The organism is Eubacterium sp. AF34-35BH (assembly GCF_003477765.1).
Classification (GTDB): domain Bacteria; phylum Bacillota; class Clostridia; order Lachnospirales; family Lachnospiraceae; genus Eubacterium_G.
Map to the genome: position 1 here is coordinate 364,014 of NZ_QUDZ01000001.1, position 20,365 is coordinate 384,378.

General features: G+C 34.1%; 21 protein-coding genes. 20 read left to right on the forward strand and 1 reads right to left on the reverse strand.

Going from position 1 to position 20,365, the window contains the following annotated elements:
* Positions 1-123 precede the first annotated feature (123 nt).
* Both DWZ69_RS01655 and DWZ69_RS01660 read left to right on the forward strand, forming a co-directional pair.
* Complete coding sequence (locus tag DWZ69_RS01655) at positions 124-645, forward strand: peptidylprolyl isomerase (RefSeq protein ID WP_022166270.1); 522 nt, start codon at positions 124-126, stop codon at positions 643-645.
* A 12-nt stretch (positions 646-657) separates the two neighbouring features.
* The gene (locus DWZ69_RS01660) at positions 658-867 is read left to right on the forward strand and encodes a DUF1858 domain-containing protein (protein ID WP_022166269.1); all 210 of its coding nucleotides are present in this window, start codon (positions 658-660) and stop codon (positions 865-867) included.
* Between the two features lie 139 nt (positions 868-1,006).
* Here DWZ69_RS01660 and DWZ69_RS01665 read toward each other — a convergent pair whose 3' ends face one another.
* Entirely contained in the window at positions 1,007-1,546 is a 540-nt protein-coding gene (locus tag DWZ69_RS01665; protein WP_118435833.1) for a DUF6465 family protein, read from the reverse strand.
* 459 nt (positions 1,547-2,005) lie between these two features.
* Between DWZ69_RS01665 and DWZ69_RS01670 the strand changes: the two genes are divergently transcribed.
* From DWZ69_RS01670 to DWZ69_RS01755, 18 genes are all read left to right on the forward strand, one after another.
* On the forward strand, positions 2,006-2,467 hold the full coding sequence (locus DWZ69_RS01670) for an SH3 domain-containing protein (RefSeq protein ID WP_117999414.1): 462 nt from the start codon (positions 2,006-2,008) through the stop codon (positions 2,465-2,467).
* A gap of 192 nt (positions 2,468-2,659) precedes the next feature.
* Complete coding sequence (locus DWZ69_RS01675; RefSeq protein WP_117999415.1) at positions 2,660-3,088, forward strand: NfeD family protein; 429 nt, start codon at positions 2,660-2,662, stop codon at positions 3,086-3,088.
* A gap of 21 nt (positions 3,089-3,109) precedes the next feature.
* Entirely contained in the window at positions 3,110-4,024 is a 915-nt protein-coding gene (locus tag DWZ69_RS01680) for an SPFH domain-containing protein (RefSeq protein ID WP_022166265.1), read from the forward strand.
* Between the two features lie 182 nt (positions 4,025-4,206).
* A complete protein-coding gene (locus DWZ69_RS01685) occupies positions 4,207-4,536 on the forward strand; it encodes a DUF6145 family protein (RefSeq protein WP_117999416.1) in 330 nt (109 codons plus the stop codon).
* Positions 4,536-5,306 (forward strand): type III pantothenate kinase, encoded by a 771-nt coding sequence (locus DWZ69_RS01690; RefSeq protein WP_117999417.1) that lies wholly within the window; start codon positions 4,536-4,538, stop codon positions 5,304-5,306. The genes DWZ69_RS01685 and DWZ69_RS01690 overlap by 1 nt, the downstream gene beginning before the upstream one ends.
* A gap of 19 nt (positions 5,307-5,325) precedes the next feature.
* Complete coding sequence (gene dusB, locus DWZ69_RS01695) at positions 5,326-6,279, forward strand: tRNA dihydrouridine synthase DusB (RefSeq protein WP_117999418.1); 954 nt, start codon at positions 5,326-5,328, stop codon at positions 6,277-6,279.
* An 89-nt stretch (positions 6,280-6,368) separates the two neighbouring features.
* Positions 6,369-6,857, forward strand: coding sequence for a transcription elongation factor GreA (greA, locus tag DWZ69_RS01700; RefSeq protein ID WP_022166261.1), 489 nt, complete (start codon positions 6,369-6,371; stop codon positions 6,855-6,857).
* Between the two features lie 66 nt (positions 6,858-6,923).
* The gene (gene lysS / locus DWZ69_RS01705; protein ID WP_117999419.1) at positions 6,924-8,468 is read left to right on the forward strand and encodes a lysine--tRNA ligase; all 1,545 of its coding nucleotides are present in this window, start codon (positions 6,924-6,926) and stop codon (positions 8,466-8,468) included.
* Positions 8,469-8,695: 227 nt separating this feature from the next.
* Positions 8,696-8,932, forward strand: a complete 237-nt coding sequence (locus DWZ69_RS01710; protein WP_118435835.1) for a DUF6462 family protein — start codon at positions 8,696-8,698, stop codon at positions 8,930-8,932.
* A 14-nt stretch (positions 8,933-8,946) separates the two neighbouring features.
* Positions 8,947-9,186: a DUF6462 family protein gene (locus tag DWZ69_RS01715; protein WP_118435837.1), complete on the forward strand. Its 240-nt coding sequence runs from the start codon at positions 8,947-8,949 to the stop codon at positions 9,184-9,186.
* On the forward strand, positions 9,183-9,392 hold the full coding sequence (locus DWZ69_RS01720) for a DUF6462 family protein (protein ID WP_118435839.1): 210 nt from the start codon (positions 9,183-9,185) through the stop codon (positions 9,390-9,392). The genes DWZ69_RS01715 and DWZ69_RS01720 overlap by 4 nt, the downstream gene beginning before the upstream one ends.
* Before the next feature lie 10 nt (positions 9,393-9,402).
* On the forward strand, positions 9,403-10,185 hold the full coding sequence (locus DWZ69_RS01725; protein ID WP_118435841.1) for an AAA family ATPase: 783 nt from the start codon (positions 9,403-9,405) through the stop codon (positions 10,183-10,185).
* Positions 10,178-11,041: a ParB/RepB/Spo0J family partition protein gene (locus DWZ69_RS01730; RefSeq protein ID WP_118435843.1), complete on the forward strand. Its 864-nt coding sequence runs from the start codon at positions 10,178-10,180 to the stop codon at positions 11,039-11,041. The genes DWZ69_RS01725 and DWZ69_RS01730 overlap by 8 nt, the downstream gene beginning before the upstream one ends.
* On the forward strand, positions 11,031-12,083 hold the full coding sequence (locus DWZ69_RS01735; RefSeq protein ID WP_243081027.1) for a DUF6017 domain-containing protein: 1,053 nt from the start codon (positions 11,031-11,033) through the stop codon (positions 12,081-12,083). The genes DWZ69_RS01730 and DWZ69_RS01735 overlap by 11 nt, the downstream gene beginning before the upstream one ends.
* A 178-nt stretch (positions 12,084-12,261) precedes the next feature.
* A complete protein-coding gene (locus tag DWZ69_RS01740; protein ID WP_118435847.1) occupies positions 12,262-13,185 on the forward strand; it encodes a CAP domain-containing protein in 924 nt (307 codons plus the stop codon).
* A gap of 86 nt (positions 13,186-13,271) precedes the next feature.
* Positions 13,272-17,588 carry a SpaA isopeptide-forming pilin-related protein gene (locus tag DWZ69_RS01745; RefSeq protein ID WP_118435849.1) on the forward strand — a complete coding sequence of 1,439 codons (4,317 nt, stop codon included), beginning with the start codon at positions 13,272-13,274 and terminating at the stop codon, positions 17,586-17,588.
* The gene (locus DWZ69_RS01750; protein ID WP_118435851.1) at positions 17,572-18,279 is read left to right on the forward strand and encodes a class B sortase; all 708 of its coding nucleotides are present in this window, start codon (positions 17,572-17,574) and stop codon (positions 18,277-18,279) included. Before DWZ69_RS01745 ends, DWZ69_RS01750 begins: the two co-directional genes overlap by 17 nt.
* 114 nt (positions 18,280-18,393) lie before the next feature.
* Positions 18,394-20,295, forward strand: coding sequence for a P-loop NTPase fold protein (locus DWZ69_RS01755; RefSeq protein WP_118435853.1), 1,902 nt, complete (start codon positions 18,394-18,396; stop codon positions 20,293-20,295).
* Positions 20,296-20,365: the final 70 nt, after the last annotated feature.

A 20,365-nucleotide genomic window follows, 5' to 3' on the forward strand; every position in this document is an offset into this window, starting at 1 on the left:
GAAAATAAATGTGTTAGAATATTTAGAAATCCGAAATTTAATTTTGGACAAAATAAGAAAATGGTTGTCAGGGCAATATAAAGTCTGGCACTTAGAATATTTTAATAGAAAGGAACGAGAAAAATGGCACAGAATCCAATAGTAACAATCGAAATGGAAAACGGAGACGTAATGAAGGCTGAATTATATCCTGAAATCGCTCCAAATACAGTAAATAACTTTATAAGCTTAGTAAACAAAGGTTTTTATGATGGAGTAATTTTCCACAGAGTAATCAGAGGTTTTATGATTCAGGGTGGAGATCCACAGGGAACAGGTGTAGGTGGACCTGGATATTCTATTAAGGGTGAATTTTCATATAATGGTTTTGCAAATGACTTAAAGCATACAAAGGGTGTTCTTTCAATGGCAAGAACAATGGAACCAAATTCAGCAGGGTCACAGTTCTTTATTATGCATGAAACATCACCACATCTTGATGGTCAGTATGCAGCTTTTGGAAAAGTTGTAGAAGGTGAAGATATTATTGATAAGATTGCAGCAGTTGCAACAGATTATATGGATAAGCCTTTAGAAGAACAGAAAATGAAAAAAGTTACAGTTGAAACTTTCGGTCAGGACTATCCTGAACCTGAAAAGATGTAATGGAGGATTTCAATGGCTAGAATAACAAAAGATATGATTATTTCAGATATAATTGACATTCACATGGGATGTATACCAATTCTATTAAGTGAGGGAATGCATTGTGTGGGCTGTCCATCTGCTCAGGGAGAATCTTTAGAGGAAGCATGTTTGGTACATGGACTAGATGCAGACGCTTTAGCAAAGAAATTAAATGACTTTGTAGAAAATGTCAAAGAATAGAAGACGTACCACTATAGATGAGTTGGTACAAAAAAGAATAATTTTTAAAAAATAATTGCAAAAAAATAGTTCCAAAGATATTTGTTTTGTATGTAACAATATCATTTGGAACTATTTTTTATGGATTCTTAATTAAATCCTATAAAGCAACATCACCGATAATGCCATCGATAACATAGTATGCTTTCATATCTTCAGGTTTTACATAAATAGAAACTGAATTTATTGTTCTCTTTTTATTTTTTGCTTTGAAGTCAGCCTTTACAGCTTCTTCAATCTGCTTAGCATCAAATTCCATTCTCTGGAACTGAACATATAAGTTTGACTCTTTTTTAGTAGTCTTTTTAGCTGCTGTTTTCTTAGCTGTAGTCTTAGTAGCTTTCTTTTCTGTTGTTGTAGCTTTCTTTGTAACTGTTTTCTTAGGCTCTTCAACCTTCTTAGCAGTTGCTTTTGTTTCTTCAGCTTTCTTAGCTGGAGATTTCTTTGCTTCTGCAGTAGTCTTCTTTGTTTCAGTAACTTTTTTTGCTTCAGTAGCAACAACCTTCTTCTCTGTAGTAGCTTTAGCAGTAGTTTTCTTTTCTGCTTCTGCGTTTAATATTGAAGAAACAGTAACCTGCTTTGGTTCTGCTTTAGTTTCAGCTGCTTTTGTACTGATTGTGTTTCCCTTTTTAGTTGCCATAATAAATAATCCTCCTTGAATTTAACCAGGGTGAATCAAGTCATGTATTAATGTATTAGTATATATCAACCCTAATTTAATTGTCTTTCACGCAAATATCATACATCTACTAAATAAATTATGCAACGATTTACCTTGAAGTTTGTAACATTTGCCAAAAAAAGCGAATATTTTCGTAATAAAATTATGGAAATAAAAGTTAAAAATAATATATATGTGGACAAATAAAAGATTATAAGGAAGATTGGGAGTTTATGTATATAGGAAGAAAAACGTAGATATTTCATTGACACTATGTCGAAAAATTGTTAAAATTTTATTACAGATGACGAGCACAAATTTAACATATGTAACAAAAATGAATTATTAAATTAAAGATATACAATTTCTATATAAATACTAATTGTAAGTGACTACATTTGTTAAAGCATTAGATAGATTAGTTTGGGTGTTAATAGGATGAACATAAATAATAAAGAAGAATTAAAGAAACAGTTGTACATACATAGAAATAGAATATTTTATATTGCAGTATTTGCAATAGCTTCCATTATTACAATCGCATCAGTAATTGGAAGAAATGACAAGATTGTTTTAGTAGACAGCTCTCAGTTGGTTGTTAGTGAGAAAGAATCAATTGATGTGAAAAATAAGGATGAGCAAAAAGTAGCGGCAGTTGATAGAAATGATGCAACAGTAGAGGACACACATATTGAAACTGAAAACACAACAGGCTCTAAGATAGTTATTAATACTGATATTTTGAATGTTAGAAAGGATGCCACAGAAGATTCGGAGGCATTGGGAATCGCTGAGCAGGGAGATGAATTTGATATTATTGCAGAAGACGGTGAATGGATAGAAATTGACTATAATGGCAATAATGGATATGTAAAACAGGAATATGTACAGTTTAAATAAAATACATTTAAGAAATCCTTTATAATGGGATTTCTTTTTTTTATCACAAATGCTATAATGCTCTTTAACTGAACAAATATTATGGTTACAAAAGATAAACACATTATATTGGGAATTTATACATAATATAATGTAGACATTGTGACCGTAAGAGAAATGTAACTAACAGTTAAATATAGAAAAGGAGGGCGTATGAATTATATTGGATGGTTAATAGTGTTTGTAGTTTTTGCGGCACTGGAGTTGATTTCCCTTGGAATGACCTGTATATGGTTTGCAATTGGAGCTTTGGCTGCCTGTGTTACATCATTGTTTACCGGGAACTGGATTATTCAGGCAATTGTTTTTATAGTTGTTACGGTAATCGTATTGTTAGTGCTTAGACCTATTGCGGTAAAGTACATTAATAACAAAGCCGAGAGGACTAATGTGGAATCAATGGAAGGAAAGAACGGAAAAGTTATTTCTGAAATAGACAATATTAATGCAAAAGGAATGGTTCTTATTGACGGAATGGAATGGACAGCCAGAAGCGTTAATGAAGATATAATACCGGAAAACACATTAGTTGAAGTTGTAGCCATTGAGGGTGTTAAGGCTATTGTGAAAATTAAAAAGTAGATATAAATAAGGAGGAGAAAAATGGAAATTTTATTAGTAGTTATAGTGTTGGCAATTGTTGTCACATCAACATGTGTAAAGATTGTACCACAGGCACATTCATATGTTATTGAAAGATTAGGCGTATACAAAGAAACATGGTCTGTAGGAATTCACTTTAAGGTGCCTTTTCTTGATAGAATATCAAGAAGAGTTAATTTAAAGGAACAGGTTGCAGACTTTGAACCACAGCCTGTTATTACAAGAGATAATGTAACAATGCAGATTGATACTATTATTTTCTATCAGATTACAGATCCAAAGTTATATGCTTACGGTGTTGAAAATCCAATAGTGGCAATTAAGTCACTTACAGCAACAACACTTAGAAATATTGTGGGTGATTTGGAACTTGATGAAACACTTACATCAAGAGAAACAATAAATGCAAAAATGCGTACAGAATTAGATGTTGCAACTGATCCATGGGGAATTAAGGTAAACAGAGTCGAACTTAAGAACATTATTCCACCAAGAGATATTCAGGAAGCAATGGAAAAACAGATGCGTGCCGAACGTGAGAAACGTGAACAGATTCTTAGAGCTGAAGGTGAGAAGAAGTCAGCGGTTCTTATTGCAGAAGGTAAGAAAGAAGCAGCAATCTTAAATGCTCAGGCTGACAAGGAAGCAGCAGTTCTTAAGGCTGACGCTGAGAAGCAGAAGAAGATTCTTGAAGCTGAGGGTGAAGCCCAGGCTATTTTGAAGGTGCAGCAGGCTACAGCTGATGGTATTAAGGTAATTAAGGAAGCAGGAGCAGATGAAGCTGTTCTTACAATGAAGAGTTTAGAAGCCTTTGCCGCAGCAGCAGATGGTCAGGCTACAAAGATTATTATCCCATCAGATATTCAGGGAATTGCAGGAAGCGTAAAAGCACTTGCAGAAGTTATTAAAGAATAATATTATGTAGAAATCAGAAAAATTAAAAACTTAATATAATGTAGAGTTATGAAAATTCAGATTATTAAAGTTTAGTTATAATACTTGGGGCATATTTGATGTTAAAGAATACTTGAAAAGTAATGTATTTTAATGTAAGATATGCCCTGATATTAAGCAAAAATAAAACAGGTGAAAATATTATGTACAATGAAGATAGAGTTTTGTGTGGGGCAAATTCCTATGAAAAAAAATATTATTTGAATCCTAAATTTAACAATTTACCGGAACAGGTAAAACAGGAATTACAAATTATGTGTGTTATGTTTACTGAAGAGGTAGGTGGAACACTGATAGTTGAATATGATGAAGATGGTTACCTGCAGCTTATAACTCAGGCTGACGAGGGCGACTTGCTATACGATGAAATCGGAAGCGGATTGAAGATTCATCAGATTCAATTAGAGAAAAGAGAGCTTTTAGAAGCTCTTGAAATGTACTATAAAGTGTTTGTTTTAGGAGAAACGGAATAATGTTACTAACAGTAGATGTAGGAAATACAAATATCACATTGGGATTATTTAAAGGAGATAAAGTTTTTGCAAATTTGCGACTTAAGACTCAGTCAGCAAGAACATCAGATGAATATGGTTCATTGATTGCTGAAATGATAGTGAGAAAAGGCATAGACATTTCATCCATAAGCGATGTAATAATTGCCTCTGTTGTTCCAAAAGTAATGTATTCACTAAACAGTGGTATAATAAAGTATTTTGGAATCAAACCTATTATTGTAGGAGTTGGCACAAAAACAGGAATAAAAATCAACAGAACTGATCCAAGAGAAGTAGGAGCAGACAGAATTGTAGATGCTGTTGCAGCTTATGAGTTGTATGGCGGTCCATGTATTGTAATTGATTTTGGCACAGCCACAACTTATGACCTTATAAGCGAAAACGGTACATTAGAAGCTGGTGTTATTTCACCAGGAATTCAAATATGTGCAAAAGCATTATGGGATGGAACAGCAAAACTTCCTGAAGTTGAAATCAAAAAACCTGACTCTATTTTAGGAAAAGACATAATCACTAACATGCAGGCAGGAATTGTGTATGGTTATATAGGTCAGACTGAATATATTGTCAATAAGATTAAGGAAGAAAGCAAAATAAAAGACCTTAAAGTTATTGCTACAGGTGGTCTTGGAAATGTTATATACAAAAACACAGACTGCATCGATGTATATGATAAAGAACTTACTTTGCAGGGAATGCGAATTATATACGAAAAGAATAAAAAATAACTCATAAAGGGATAGAATAATGAAAATTGGTAATCTTGAAATTCAAAACCCTTTAGCGTTAGGACCAATGGCAGGCGTAACAGACCTGCCATTTCGTCTGCTTTGTAAAGAGCAGGGATGCGGAATTTTATATTCTGAAATGGTTAGCGCAAAGGCTATTTTATATAACAATAAAAAAACAAAAGATTTACTTGCTATTGATGAAGATGAGCATCCAATAGGAATTCAGCTGTTTGGTTCAGATCCGGATATAATGGCAGAAATTGCAGGCAGAGTTTCCTATGGAGCCTGTGATTTTATTGATATTAACATGGGCTGTCCGGTTCCTAAAATTGTTAATAATCATGAAGGTTCATATTTATTAACTCAGCCAAAGCTTGTTGAAGAAATTTTAACAAAAATGGTTAAGGAAAGCATTAAGCCCATAACAATTAAAATAAGAAAAGGCTTTAAAGATGGAGAACTACAGGCAACGGAAATTGCAAAAATTGCAGAAGCTTGTGGTGTATCCGCCATTGCAGTCCATGGGCGTACAAGGGAACAATACTACAGTGGAAAAGCTGACTGGGATGCAATCAAACAGGTAAAAGAAGCGGTTAATATACCTGTTATTGGAAATGGTGATATTTTTACACCGGAAGATGCCAAAGCAATGAAAGAATATACCGGGTGTGACGGGCTTATGGTTGGGCGTGCAGCAAGAGGAAATCCTTGGATATTTAAACAGATAAATGAGTATTTAAACACAGGAAAGCACATAGACAAGCCAACATCTGGGGAAGTAAAGGAAATGATTTTAAAACATGCCAACCTTATTGTGGAGTACAAAGGTGAATATACCGGAGTTCACGAAATGCGAAAACATATAGCCTGGTACACAGGTGGTTTGCCACATTCTGCTGAATTAAGAAGATTGTGTAACACAATGGAAACATATGAAGAATTAAAAGACTTAATAAACGAGAGATTGTAATATATAAAGGGGTTTTTGTTGACAATGGCAAAGGCTCTTGTTATTATAAAGTGTAAAACTTTGAACAAATTTGATTGGAGGAAGCAATAATGGCAGATAATGCAAAGAAAAATATACTTACTTATGCAGGTCTTCAGGAACTTGAGGCTGAATTAGAAGATTTAAAGGTAAATAAACGTAAAGAAGTTGCTCAGAAGATTAAAGAAGCAAGAGAACAGGGTGACTTATCAGAAAATGCTGAATATGATGCAGCAAAAGATGAACAAAGAGATATTGAAGCTCGTATCGAAGAAATCGAAAAAATCCTCAAGAACGTAGAAGTTGTTGGAGAAGATGATATTGATGATACAAAGATTAGTGTTGGATGCCATATTGTAATTCATGATTTTGAATATGATGAAGATCTTGAATTTAGCATTGTTGGTTCAACACAGACTAACAGTTTACAGGGCAAGATTTCAAACGAATCACCTATTGGAACAGCTTTAATCGGTCACGAAGTTGGTGATGTTGTAGAAGTTGAAATTGGTGAAACAGTTTCAAAATACAAAGTTCTTGAAATTAAGAAGACTAAATAAATATATTTAAAATATAAAGAGCGCACTACAGGTGCGCTTTAAATTGCGAAAACAGAGGAGAGAAAAATGGCAGGACAAAATAAGAATAACAACCAGGAAGTTGATACAAAGCAACTTTTAAAGGTGCGTCGCGAAAAGTTAGCTGACTTACAGGAAAGAGGCAAAGATCCTTTCCAGATTACAAAGTATGATGTAACACATCATAGCATGGAAATTAAAGAACATTTTGACGAATTAGAATGTGGACATGATGAAGAAGGCAAGTTAATAAAGGATCCTTCAAAGCTTGTATCTGTTGCAGGTCGTATTATGTTAAAGCGTGTAATGGGTAAGGCTTCATTCTGTAACATTCAGGATTTACAGGGAAATATTCAGGTTTACGTTGCAAGAAACGAAATCTGTGAAGAACCATTTGAAGAATACAAAGACTTCAAGAAGATGGATATTGGTGATATTGTTGGAATTAAGGGATATCCATTTAAGACAAAGACAGGTGAAATGAGTATTCATGCAACAGAAGTAACTTTACTTACAAAGAGTTTACAGATTTTACCTGAAAAGCATCATGGTTTAACAAATACAGACTTAAGATATCGTCAGAGATATTTAGACCTTATTATGAATCAGGAAGCAAAGGACGTATTTGTTAAGCGTTCAAAGATTATCGGCGAAATTAGAAGATACTTAGACGGACAGGGATTCATGGAAGTTGAAACACCTATGCTTGTACACAATGCAGGTGGTGCAGCAGCCCGTCCATTTGAAACTCATTTTAATGCATTAGATGAAGATGTTAAACTTCGTATTTCATTAGAGCTTTACCTTAAGAGACTTATTGTAGGTGGCTTAGAAAGAGTATACGAAATCGGTAGAGTTTTCCGTAATGAAGGTGTTGATACAAGACACAACCCTGAATTTACACTTATGGAATTATACCAGGCATACACAGATTACAACGGCATGATGGATTTAACAGAAAATCTTTACAGACATCTTGCAGAAACTGTATGTGGTAGTGCAAAGATTGTTTACAATGGAATCGAAATGGATTTAAGCAAGCCATTTGAAAGACTTACAATGGTTGATGCAGTAAAAAAATATGCAGGAGTAGACTGGAACGAAGTTGAAACAGTTGAACAGGCTAGAGAACTTGCAAAAGAACATCATGTAGAATACGAAGAACACCATAAGAAGGGTGACATCTTAAACTTATTCTTTGAGGAATTTGTTGAAGAACACCTTATTCAGCCAACATTTATTATGGATCATCCAATTGAGATTTCTCCTTTAACAAAGAAGAAACCTGAAAATCCTGAATATGTTGAACGTTTTGAATTCTTCATGAACGGCTGGGAAATGGCAAATGCTTACTCAGAACTTAACGATCCAATTGATCAGAGAGAAAGATTCAAGGCTCAGGAAGAATTATTAGCACTTGGTGATGAAGAAGCTAATACAACAGATGAAGATTTTATGAACGCTCTTGAAATCGGTATGCCACCAACAGGCGGTATCGGATTTGGTATCGACAGAATGTGTATGTTACTTACAGATTCAGCAGCTATCAGAGACGTATTATTATTCCCGACAATGAAGCAGTTGGATAAATAAAGCCCATAAATAAAGGGATTGTAGAGGCTTAAATTAAATTTGACATCAAATTGACATCAAATCAGAAAATTAATACGAAGAGTTATGCATCAATATGGGATACGTAACTGTCAGATAACTATATAATAGTTAATCCTAATTAGGACACTTTTTAAAAAGCAATTTTTAAAAAGTGTCTTTTTTGTTGCTATTTTGCATAGGCTCAAATTTTATTAAGGAGATTTATTATGGAAAGAAAACAAGAATTTATGCCAATTAGAGAAGTTAAGGAAAAAAGAAGAAATCTTGAAAAGAAGTTTTTAAGATATCAGGAAGCAGAACATGTTTATAGTATTCAACATAAAAAATTGTTTGAATTGGCAAGTAAGGCTGGGGCTATTTACAGAATTGATGGATATGTATTAATAAACAGAGATATTTTCAATGAATATTTAGAGCAATTTCACGAACCGGCAAAGAAATAGGAGGAGAACAAAATATGAGTGGAAATATTTGGATGTATTCATATGACATTGACGAACAGGACATTGATATGTTGCAGAGAGACTTTATTACTTTTAAGCAAGGAGCAGAGTATTACAAGATGGGAATGAAACCTTTTATAAGAATATGCAGAGAATCAGGAGCAGTTTATAAAATTGGCAAAATGGTAAGGGTTAACAGACACATTTTAGAGCAACATATCAGAGAAATTAGATTGAAGGAGGAAGAAAAATGATTAATAAAGCAGGAACAGTAAGAGAAACAAAGGCATTAGCAAAGAAATTTGTTAGATATAAAGAAGGTGCAGAACTGTATAGTATGGGACATAGCAAGTTTGAAAAATTAGCTAAAGAAGCAAAAGCAACCTATAAGGTTAATGGGATTGTGTTGGTGAATTGCGAAATCTTTGAGAAGTATTTAGAGAAATTTAGGGAAGTATAGGAGGAAGTATATGAGTAAGATAATTGCAATAGCAAATCAGAAAGGCGGTTGTGGAAAAAGCACAACCGCAGTGAATTTAGGAATAGGTTTAGTGAGAAAAGGAAAAAGAGTGTTGATAGTGGACGCAGATCCCCAAGGAAGTGCATCAATCTGCTTAGGTATAAATGAACCGGATGAACTTGATTATACATTGGCAAATGCAATGTTGGATGTAATCAATGATGAAGAAATTGATTATGAAAAATTAATTCATCATCATTGTGAGGGAGTAGATTTCATTCCTGCAAACATTGAACTGTCTGGTTTGGAAGTGTCAATGGTAAATGTAATGAGCAGGGAAATGGTAATGAAGTGTTTGTTAGGAGAACTGACGGAACAATATGATGTCATATTAATTGATTGCATGCCAAGTTTGGGCGTTATTACCATAAATGCATTAACCTGTGCTAATTCGGTAATAATACCTAGTCAGGCGGCATATTTGCCGGTTAAGGGATTACAGCAACTAATTAAAACTATAAGTCGAGTAAAGAAACAGATTAATCCGGGTCTTACAATTGAGGGACTGTTGCTTACAATGGTCGACATGCGTTCAAATTATACAAAGGACATTATCGAGGCATTGGGAAATACATATGGAGAGAGCATAAGAATCTTTGACAATAAGATTCCAATGTCAGTAAGAGCTGCAGAAACAAGTGCGGTAGGCAAGAGCATATACACACATGATGCCAAAAGTAAAGTTGCAAAGAGCTATGAATTATTAACAGAGGAGGTCTTGGAAAATGAGTAAATTTGGAGAGAAGATAAAACTAACAAGTTATGATGAATTACTTGGTGTGAATAATGAAAATGAGGGAACAAAGGAATTAGACATTAACTTATTAAGGGAGTTTGAAAATCATCCATTTAAGGTGCTGGATGATGAAAGAATGGAGGAACTTGTTAGTTCAATAAGGGAAAGAGGAATACTGTCACCCATTTTGGTAAGAAAAAAGGATAACTTCTATGAAGTAATATCAGGGCACAGAAGAAAGAGAGCTGCAGAAATAATAGGACTTGAAAAAGTGCCTGTAATAATAAAGGAGTTAACGGATGATGATGCCACAATAATTATGGTTGACAGTAACATTCAAAGAGAGGAAATACTACCAAGTGAAAAGGCATTTGCCTTTAAGATGAAGATGGACGCCATAAGTCACATGGGGAAAAAGGGAGACAGAAGTCGTGAGATTGTTGGAGAGGACAACGGACTTGGAGGCAGACAGGTTACCCGATACGTCAAACTAACAAACCTGATTGCCGAATTATTGGATATGGTGGATCAGAAGAAGCTAACAATCACGTTAGCGGTAAAAATTGCTGATTTATCAGAAAAAAAGCAGAAAGAAGTATTAAATTACATTAATCAGGGATACAGCATTAATGATGAGCAAATTAAGCGTATTAGAGAAATGAATAAAGAAAGCAAGGAACAGATTTCTGATGTGGTTGGAAATATTGATTCGAAACCAAGGAAAAAGAAAAAAGTAATATTACCAGAGAATAAATTAGAAAAGTACTTTCCGGAAGAATATTCGAGAAAGGACATAGAAAAAATAATTTATCAGCTTCTGGAGAAATGGAAGAGTGAAGGATATGGCATTTGATTATTATTATGGAAACCAAGCCGACCAATTCAATTTCATAAAGATACCAAAGACAATGATAACAGATCCAATGTTTGAAAATTTGTCAGTTAATGCAAAACTTTTGTATGGAGTGCTGCTTGACAGAATGAATCTATCAATGAAAAACAGATGGTTTGATGACGAGAACAGAGTGTACATAATATATCAGGTTGCTGAAATAATGGAAGATTTCAATTTTAGCAAGAAGACTGCAGTAAAATATCTTAATGAATTGGTTGAATTTGGCTTAGTTGAAAAGAAAAGAAGGGGATTAGGCTTACCAAGCCTGTTGTATGTAAAAAGCTTCATAATTGAAAGGGATTATTCAGGAGATAAAGAAGATATTGAAACTTCACAGGATAATTGCGGCGATTCCAGAGGTGTAACATCTTACACTTCAAGAGGTGTAAGGGAGAAAACCTCCAGAGGTGTAACACATTACACTTCAAGAAGTGTAGGAGAGGAAACTTCAAGAGGTGTAAATATTACACTTCAAGAGGTTACCGATGATACACCACTTAATAATAAGACTAATAGTAGTAATACTAATATAAATAATACTAATGAGAGTCATATCACATCTAATCATATCATACCTACTGTAGGTGATAGGATGGGAAGGGATATGATAAAACTAAAATACGAAGCATACCAAAAATTGATAAAACACAACATTGATTACGACCTCCTGATTGAGAATAACATAACTGACAGAGAACAAGTTGACAATCTGGTTGACATTATGGTTGAGGCAATAGTAAGTGACAAGGAGTATCAGATAATCAGTGGCAATAGAATTTCGACAGAAATGATAAAGTCAAGATTTTGTAAATTAGACAAGAGTCATATCGAATATGTTTTAGATTGCCTGAACCATAATAGCTCTGATGTAAGAAACATAAAAAAATATTTGCTAGCGACGTTATATAATGCTCCAATGACAATTGACAGTTATTATAAGGCATTGGTTCAGCATGACATGCCGGAGTTGGCAATGAGAACAAAATTTAGAAGCAATTAAATGAAAAAGAACCATAGTAGACTCGAAAAAGGTCAAAAAAAGACCATACTAGAGTTTTGTTTTACAGATTTGTTGTGCTATTATAGTCCTATCAACAGTTGATGTATTTACCACTGCATTGATGTTGATAAATGTTTGTTATAAATGGACTTAAATTTTGCGCAGAAGGGTTGGTACCATGATTAAAAAAATTAAATATGTGATTATAGTAATGTTGATTATCGCCAATGTGATATGTTCAAGTAGTGTTGAAGCGGCAGAAATATCCAAAGTGACTAATGTAAGGACAAGAGAAGTTACCAAGACTTTTAAGAGCATCAAGAATGCCAGTCTTGCAACAACTAAGTTAAAGTATACAGTAGGTTACAAGATAAGTTGGAAAAAGCAAAAGAAAGTTGTAGGTTACTGTGTTTATGTTTACTATCCGGTAACAAAAAACTGGAAGAAAGTAAAAACAACAAAGAAAAATTACTTTACATTAACTAATTGTTTTCAGGATGAAAAAGTTAAGATAAGGATAAGGGCATACAAGAAAATTAATGGAAACAATGTGTATGGACAATTTTCAAAAGTGAAAAGTGTTAAAATAAAGAAAGAACTTTATCCAAGAACAAAGTGGGGCAAAGTTAAGAAGCCTTTCACAGACAGAATAGCATCTGAAAATGCATTTGAACTTCAAAACAAGTACAGAAAATCTGCAGGAGCAGAGAGAATTGAATGGTCAGAGAATGTATATAATGTTTGTTTGGAGAGAGCAAAGCAAATCAGCAAGAACTACAGCCATGACGGATGGTATGAAACAGCAATGAAGGTTTTCTCAAAAAAATATAAGATTGATGATGAGTTTATTTGGATTGAGGAAGGAGATTCTGAATATGGCATAAATTATGTTTCTAGTGAAAACATTCTTGAAGGAGCTTTCTCATACAAGGAAGCGATGAAGCAATGGAAAAGAAGCAGTGCTCATTACAAAAATCTAATATCAAAGAGTCACGTTAAGGGAGCGATAGTATGCTATAGAGCAAGTGGAGGTTATTATTGGGTTGCATTGTTTGCAGATGCAGACATAGATAAACTTCTAGAAGAAAAATGTAAAAAATGAATAAATGACAGATAACGCCTTATTAAATCATTAGTGATTTGATAAGGCATTTTTTTGTCTTTTTCAAGAAAGGAAAGAGGTATAAGATGTTTAAGAAGATAAAAAAAATGGTAGCAGGATTGTTGGCTGCAGTAATGATTACAACAAATGTTTGTCCAATGGTTTCAGTAAGTGCTGCAAGTGGAGTTGCCAGCTTGGAATCACTGGGAAAATTAGGAACAGTGAATATAGGTTCAAAGAGTGAGAGCGGAACATGGCTTCAAACGCAGGTAGATTCAAAACCGGTTTTTTGTATGGATTTGGGAAAAGCATGTCATACAGGATACACTTACAAATCTGAATCAAAAACAATTAGTAGTGATGATGCCAACACAAAGAATAAGTTAGAAGCCAAGATTGGATATTGGTATGATCAAGTGAAAAAAGGTAGTAATAAGGCTTGGGTTTATGCACAGTGTCTTATCTGGAGTGTTGAAGAGGGATACACAAGTGAAAGTAATTTAAAAAGTGTAATTAATCAGGTTAAAAAGAATACAGGATATTATAAAGATGATACGTTATATTCGGACATTTTTGAAGTAGGGAAAAAAGTGGAATGCGATATTTATATCTGGAAATATTCAGGCTCCACGGATGACAGTGAAGTTCAAAAACTGTTGCAAATAAAATCAACTAATGAAGAATATAAATATTTAGCTACAAGTGGAAAAAGATATTATAGACAAAGAATAACACTTGAAAAAGTTGATGAAGATGGAACTACTCTTCCAAAAGTTACTTTTAGATTTACAGCTAAAAACATAAAGGAATTATATTCATATCAGTATAATGGTTGGGGAGATTCAGTGAAAGAAGATGCGGATGAGGATGCAACAAAGTTTAGTCAGGATGTAATGACAGATTCAAACGGAAAAATTGTATTTAGATTTACATATGTATTGAATTCAAAAAAATATTATTATGTTTCTGATGATGAATTATCAAAGATGAGTACATCTGACAAAAAGCAAATGAAAGACCTATTGGATGATAAAGGATATAATTATGCATCTGATTTATCTAAGGCTGGTGCAGAAAAATTAAAAAAAGCAGACCTTGATGACCAGATGAATGATATCAGTAATAAATATGTTATTGAGGAAGTAAATTCAGGAAGCGACAACCTATTAACTTCTTTTGTGGTAGACAAGGGAAATAATAAGATGACTGATTTAACTAATAATAAAGTGACAGTAACACTTACTAAGGCTGATTCTTGGGTTAAAAACGATGATGGTGATTGGCCTGAAACTGCAGAAGGAACTTATAGTAACTATAAGCTTGCATACAAGCCTGTTCTTAAGGACAAGTACAAGAAGGTGAAATTAACTGCCGTAAAGATTGATGAAGAAACAGGCAAGACTGCTCAGGGTGATGCAACACTTGAAGGAGCAGTGTATGGTGTATATTCAGATGCAACCTGTACAAAGCTTATTAATACATATACAACAGACAAGAACTACCAGTTTGAAACAGACTACATGAGATGTGGAAAGACTTATTACCTAAAGGAAATCACACCGCCAAAGGGATATCTTAAGAATGACAAGGTGTATGACATTGTGGCTGACGGTGCCAAATTCACTGCAGAATACAATTCGGTTGAAAAGCAGGTTTCAGAAAAGCCAATCAAGGGTGATGTGGCAATCATCAAGGGCATGGGTAACGGAACTGCAGGCATTGTGCCATTTGAAAAGAGTGCACAGTTTCAGATTTATCTTGCAAGTGCAGGCTCTTATGCCAAGGCAAAAGCCACTGAAAGAGACATCTTAACAACAGACTTAAACGGCTATGCCAAGTCAAAACAGTTACCATATGGTACATATGTGGTTCATCAGACCATTGGAGCAGACAATACCGAAAAGTGTCCAGACTTTTATGTGAATGTAACTGAAAACGGTAAGACTTATCAGTACTTATTAAACAATCCTGAATTTACGGCATATTTAAAAATTGTAAAGAAGGATTCAAAGACACATCAGACAGTATTAAAGAAAGGCACAACATATCAGATTTACAAGGTAGACAAGGAAGGAAATGAAACTCTTGTAACACAGAAGTACAGCAACGGTAACAAAATGGTGGTCGTTGACAGATTTGTAACAGATGAAACAGGAGAAATCATTACCTATGAGAAGCTTAAGGCAGGATCATACAAGGTGTACGAAATCGAGGGACCGGAAGGATACAAGGTAAACGAGAGTCCTGTTACTGTTGAAATAAACAGCAATTCATACAAAACAATGAAGGATGAGCTTGGAAATGAATATCTTTATGCAGAGTGCGAGTATTACAATGATGTGACTTATGGAAAGTTTACATTAGACAAGATGGGACCGGAGTTATGTGGCAGAAATGATGAAAGTGGTGTAGAAGAAAATAAAACAAACGATAATACATCAGACAAGACTGACGTAGTTTCAAACAAGGTGCAAGAAGCATTAAGCAGCACTGACAAAACAACGGAGGCCAATGTAAATCCATTTGATTATGATGATGTAAAGCTTAACGGTGTTGTGTTTGAACTTACTGCAAAAGAAGACATCATGTCACAGGATAATCAGGGAACAGTGCTTTTTAAGAAGGATTCAGTTGTGGCAACAATTACAACAGGTGAAAAGGCTGAGTTTACAAATGACTGTAATGGCATTTGCAACTACACAGTAAATGATGATGGCACAATGACATTAAACGTACCGCTTGGTGAATACACATTGAAGGAAGTAAAGACAAGGCACGGTTATGTTCTTCCAAAACAGGCATCATGGGACTTAAGCTTTAAGTGGAATAACAAGGATGATGAATATGTACTTGATGTTTCTGAAAATTCCAAGGATGGAAAGGTAGATGTTTACAATGAACTTGTAAAGACAGACATCACACTTCAAAAGCAGGATTCAAGAACAGGAGAATCCATAGCTGATGCAGTGTTTGGATTTTATTCAAGGGACAACATTTATAACCGAAAAGGAAATGTGATTGTAAAGGCTGGAGAGAAAATTGCCACAGTCACAACAGATGAAAATGGTGTGGCAAAGATACCATTTAATGTGCCGGTAATGGGTGAAGGTTACGGCAAGGTTGATGAGCAGGGAAAACTTATTAATGAGGCATTAAATTCAGGTAATTACTATTTCCTAGAGCAGAGTGTAAGTGGCAGCTATTACATTGACAGGGAAATGCATGATGTTCACCTTGAATACAAGAATCAGGAAACAGCAACAGTTTCAGCAAGGGTAATGGTTAAGGAAGACCAGACTGAAACAGTAATCAGCAAGAGAATGATTGCATCATCAGTGGAAATCAAGGACTGTCATTTAAGGATAAATGATGACAAGGGCAATGAAATCATAAGCTGGGTTTCAGGTGACATTTCATCAGTTAAGTTAAATGAAAATCTTAAGAAAATGGGATATTCCAACGTTCATGTCGAAAAAGATAACGATTATGCATTAAAAATCAATGGACTTCTTAAGGATAAGGAATACACATTAACTGAAACGAGACCTGCAGATGGATTTGTAACTGCAGATGCCATTACATTCAAGCTTGTTGAAAGTGGTAGCAATAATTGTAGGACAAAGGTTTATGTTAAGAGTGGAGACAGCTTTAAGGAAAATATTGATAATCAGGTGGTAATGTATGATGACACAACAAAGATTGAATTTTCAAAGAAGGACATTACAAACGGAAGGGAACTTTCAGGATGTCACATGCAGGTAACTGAAAAGGACACAGGAGTTGTAATGGATGAATGGGTTTCAACGGAAGAAAGCCATGTGATTGAAGGTAAGTATGCTGTAGGCAAGACGTATGTTTTAACTGAAAAACAGCCAAGAGACGGTTATGCAACTGCAGAAAGCATTGAGTTTACCGTGGCAGATGATGGAAAGGTTCAGAAGGTAAGCATGACTGATGACACAATAAAGGTTCAGTTTAGCAAGAATGCATCAGACACAAAGAAGCAGCTTAGCGGTGCAAAATACAAGGTGTATGACAGCAAGGGCAAGAAAGTGTATGAATTTACAACCGGCAAGAATTCTGAACTCATTGAAGGAATCCTAAAGGCAGGAGAAACATATACCTTTAAGGAAGTAAGCGCACCAAAGCATTACAAGGTTGCAAAGGATAAGAAAATCAGGATAAGGGACACAGGAAAGCTTCAGAAGCTTACAGTGGTTGATGAAAGAATACCTGAAGTACCTGACACGCCACAGACAGGAATAAAGGGAAAGACTGCAGGAATGATGATTTCACTTATCTCATTATTAATGGCACTTGGATGTTTTGCATGCGTGAGAGCAAAGGACAAGTCAAAATACAATTTCAAACAGGAGAAGAAGGAAAATGAAGAGAATGATTAAAATATCTCTGATACTTCTTTTATTGGGGATGGCTGTGATTGCAGCTGTCCCTTTTTTAAAGGAAAAAGAAGCGGAGAGGAAAAGTGAGAATGGATTTAAGGAAATACAGGAAAGTGTTACTGAGAAAAAAGACAAAACAATGAATGTGACAAAACTAAAGGGAGAAAACAAGGACTGCATTGGATACTTGGAAGTGCCAGGAACTAGCATAAGTTATCCTATAATGCAGACAAGGGATAATCCGAACTATTATTTATATCATGACTTTGATAAAAATTATAGCTTTTATGGAACACCATACTTAAGTGCTTATTGTGACTTAAAGAAATCTGACAATCTAATTATTTACGGTCATAACATAAACGGTGGAAAAATGTTTGGAGCACTGGAACAGTATAAGGAGAAGGATTTTTTCGATAGACACAGAAAGATATATTTCACAACGGACAGAAGAAGAGAATATGAAGTGTTTGCCGTTATGAGTGTGAACGTAAGAAAATTTAAATATTGGAAGTTTATAATGGCAAGGGATGAGAAGGACTATGATGAATTTGTCCAAAAGGTGCTGGAGCATAGCATGTGGAATATAGGGGGAAAGCCTAAGTATAAGGAACAGATTCTGATGTTGTCTACTTGCGATAATGGGAAAGAAGATGACTGGAGAATTGTGGTGGTGGGGAAGGAAATATGATATAATAGTTTAAAGTTTTTAAGCAAAATACAAATTTAAAGTTGTGGAGAAATCTGTTTAAGTTTGTTCAGATGATGTGATAATTAAGAACCGCCTTGGCAGTCGGAGGATAAAATGGATTTAATTGAAGAGTTAAAAAATTATTGTGATATAAACAATCCAGTTGGTGCCCTAATGCTATCTGGAGAGTGGGGATGTGGTAAAACATATCTTATTAAAAACAAATTTATTCCATTAATGAGAGATAGATATGTTTTTGTGTGTGTTAGTTTATTTGGTATAGATTCTTTAGATAATTTAAGAGTCGAGGTAAAGAAAAAATGGTTGGGTAAAGCAAGTGAAGTTGAAAAACTGAATGGAACAAATGTTTCAAAGGTTGCAGATTCTTATAAAAAAATATTTGGTACAATCAAGGATTTTTTGCCTGAAAATTTGCAAAAAAAAGGAGAAGTAGTTTCTTCTATTATGGACTTAGTTAATTTTGTGCCTATAAGTAATACAATACTTGAAAAAAAGGTTATACTTATTTTTGATGACTTAGAGAGGGCAAATATTTCGTACACAGATCTTCTGGGATGCATCAATGATTACTGTGAAAATCAGAGTTTTAATACGATTATAGTTGCAAATGAAAAAAAAATAAAAGATGGATCAGATAATGAATTATCATACCGCGAAATTAAAGAAAAAATAGTGCAAAGAGTTATTACGTTTGCTCCTGATTATGGAGAAATCGTCTCTAACTCTATAGAATCAATGTCGTGTGGTATAGAATATAAGGGGTTTCTCAGAGAAAATAAGGAATTATTGGTTAAAATTTTGTCGGGAGATTTTAATGATAACGTAATCATTGAACAGTATAAGGCTGAAAATTATAAGCCTGGTGGTAACAAGAAAAGAGAAGAATATCAAAAAGAAGAGGAAAAACTTCGAGATTTGTTAGCACAAAGACCGCATAATATACGGAGTTTTAAATGTGCCATTCAAGATTTTGAACGTGTATATAATAAGTTGATTAAAGCGAATATTCAAGACTGTAGTAACTGGCTTCTCTCTTTTACATGTCTTATGATGACGAATAAAGCAGGATTGATTTGTAAATTCCCAAGATACGGGGATTTGTTTCAGTATCTTAATGTCGAAAAACTTTATCCTGAAGTATTTGATACTAATTTTATTGTGAATGGATTCTCAAAGTGGATTATTAATGGGGAGTGGAATGATGAAGTTATATCAAAAGAGATACAGTTGTTTTTGGATAAAGAGAAAGCAGCCACTCCACTTGAAATTATCAGAACACATAAACTGCCTGAAGTAGATGAAATAGTAATTGATGAAGGATTTAAAGACTTATTGGTAGAAGCATATGCAGGAAAGTTGTCACTAGATGAGTATGTTCTTTTTCTTGATAATTGTTACTATTCTAGAATCTATGACTTTGATTTACCTACAATTGATTGGGAAAAGGTGAGAGAGGGGATTAGAAATCAAATCAAATATTTGGTTAAATCTGATAAAAAAGATAGTCATTTTTACAGAGTAATCAAGGATGAAAGTAAAGAATATTTTACAGAAGATGAATGGTCTGCATATCAGATTATAAAAGAGTTTAGAGAAAATGATGTGTGGATTTATGAAAAAAATCAAAAGCTTTATATTGATTTGATTAGTTCTGAATTAAGCGTTGCTTTTAGAGAACTGAGCAATAAGAGATACAATATATTTTCTCTTGAGATGGAATCTGCTACAATTAATGCATTTAAGAATGCAGATAATCTAGATAAAAGCCTTTTTTCTAAATGGTTTATTGGAATTTGGGGACAGTATATTAATTCACTAGAAATTGATATGCAAGTCACAATGATTTCACTCAAAAAGTTAAGAGACGATTTGAACTGTGTAATGCAAGAATATAAAGAAAAAAGAAAGAATATTGCAGCTAAACATACACAGAATTTTATTGAAAAATTGGATGACATCATAAAACAGAAAAGGGAGGGTACGCCAGATAAATAGTAGCTATTTTTACAATAAATATGAAATATTTTTGGAAAATAGGGGCATCTGAATTTGATAAAATAGAACT

Bases quoted from the DNA above. Each gene is read 5' to 3' on its own strand.
- DWZ69_RS01655 (WP_022166270.1), top strand. From the start codon at position 124: ATGGCACAGAATCCAATAGTAACAATCGAAATGGAAAACGGAGACGTA.
- DWZ69_RS01660 (WP_022166269.1), top strand. From the start codon at position 658: ATGGCTAGAATAACAAAAGATATGATTATTTCAGATATAATTGACATT.
- DWZ69_RS01665 (WP_118435833.1), bottom strand. From the start codon at position 1,546: ATGGCAACTAAAAAGGGAAACACAATCAGTACAAAAGCAGCTGAAACT.
- DWZ69_RS01670 (WP_117999414.1), top strand. From the start codon at position 2,006: ATGAACATAAATAATAAAGAAGAATTAAAGAAACAGTTGTACATACAT.
- DWZ69_RS01675 (WP_117999415.1), top strand. From the start codon at position 2,660: ATGAATTATATTGGATGGTTAATAGTGTTTGTAGTTTTTGCGGCACTG.
- DWZ69_RS01680 (WP_022166265.1), top strand. From the start codon at position 3,110: ATGGAAATTTTATTAGTAGTTATAGTGTTGGCAATTGTTGTCACATCA.
- DWZ69_RS01685 (WP_117999416.1), top strand. From the start codon at position 4,207: ATGTACAATGAAGATAGAGTTTTGTGTGGGGCAAATTCCTATGAAAAA.
- DWZ69_RS01690 (WP_117999417.1), top strand. From the start codon at position 4,536: ATGTTACTAACAGTAGATGTAGGAAATACAAATATCACATTGGGATTA.
- dusB (WP_117999418.1), top strand. From the start codon at position 5,326: ATGAAAATTGGTAATCTTGAAATTCAAAACCCTTTAGCGTTAGGACCA.
- greA (WP_022166261.1), top strand. From the start codon at position 6,369: ATGGCAGATAATGCAAAGAAAAATATACTTACTTATGCAGGTCTTCAG.
- lysS (WP_117999419.1), top strand. From the start codon at position 6,924: ATGGCAGGACAAAATAAGAATAACAACCAGGAAGTTGATACAAAGCAA.
- DWZ69_RS01710 (WP_118435835.1), top strand. From the start codon at position 8,696: ATGGAAAGAAAACAAGAATTTATGCCAATTAGAGAAGTTAAGGAAAAA.
- DWZ69_RS01715 (WP_118435837.1), top strand. From the start codon at position 8,947: ATGAGTGGAAATATTTGGATGTATTCATATGACATTGACGAACAGGAC.
- DWZ69_RS01720 (WP_118435839.1), top strand. From the start codon at position 9,183: ATGATTAATAAAGCAGGAACAGTAAGAGAAACAAAGGCATTAGCAAAG.
- DWZ69_RS01725 (WP_118435841.1), top strand. From the start codon at position 9,403: ATGAGTAAGATAATTGCAATAGCAAATCAGAAAGGCGGTTGTGGAAAA.
- DWZ69_RS01730 (WP_118435843.1), top strand. From the start codon at position 10,178: ATGAGTAAATTTGGAGAGAAGATAAAACTAACAAGTTATGATGAATTA.
- DWZ69_RS01735 (WP_243081027.1), top strand. From the start codon at position 11,031: ATGGCATTTGATTATTATTATGGAAACCAAGCCGACCAATTCAATTTC.
- DWZ69_RS01740 (WP_118435847.1), top strand. From the start codon at position 12,262: ATGATTAAAAAAATTAAATATGTGATTATAGTAATGTTGATTATCGCC.
- DWZ69_RS01745 (WP_118435849.1), top strand. From the start codon at position 13,272: ATGTTTAAGAAGATAAAAAAAATGGTAGCAGGATTGTTGGCTGCAGTA.
- DWZ69_RS01750 (WP_118435851.1), top strand. From the start codon at position 17,572: ATGAAGAGAATGATTAAAATATCTCTGATACTTCTTTTATTGGGGATG.
- DWZ69_RS01755 (WP_118435853.1), top strand. From the start codon at position 18,394: ATGGATTTAATTGAAGAGTTAAAAAATTATTGTGATATAAACAATCCA.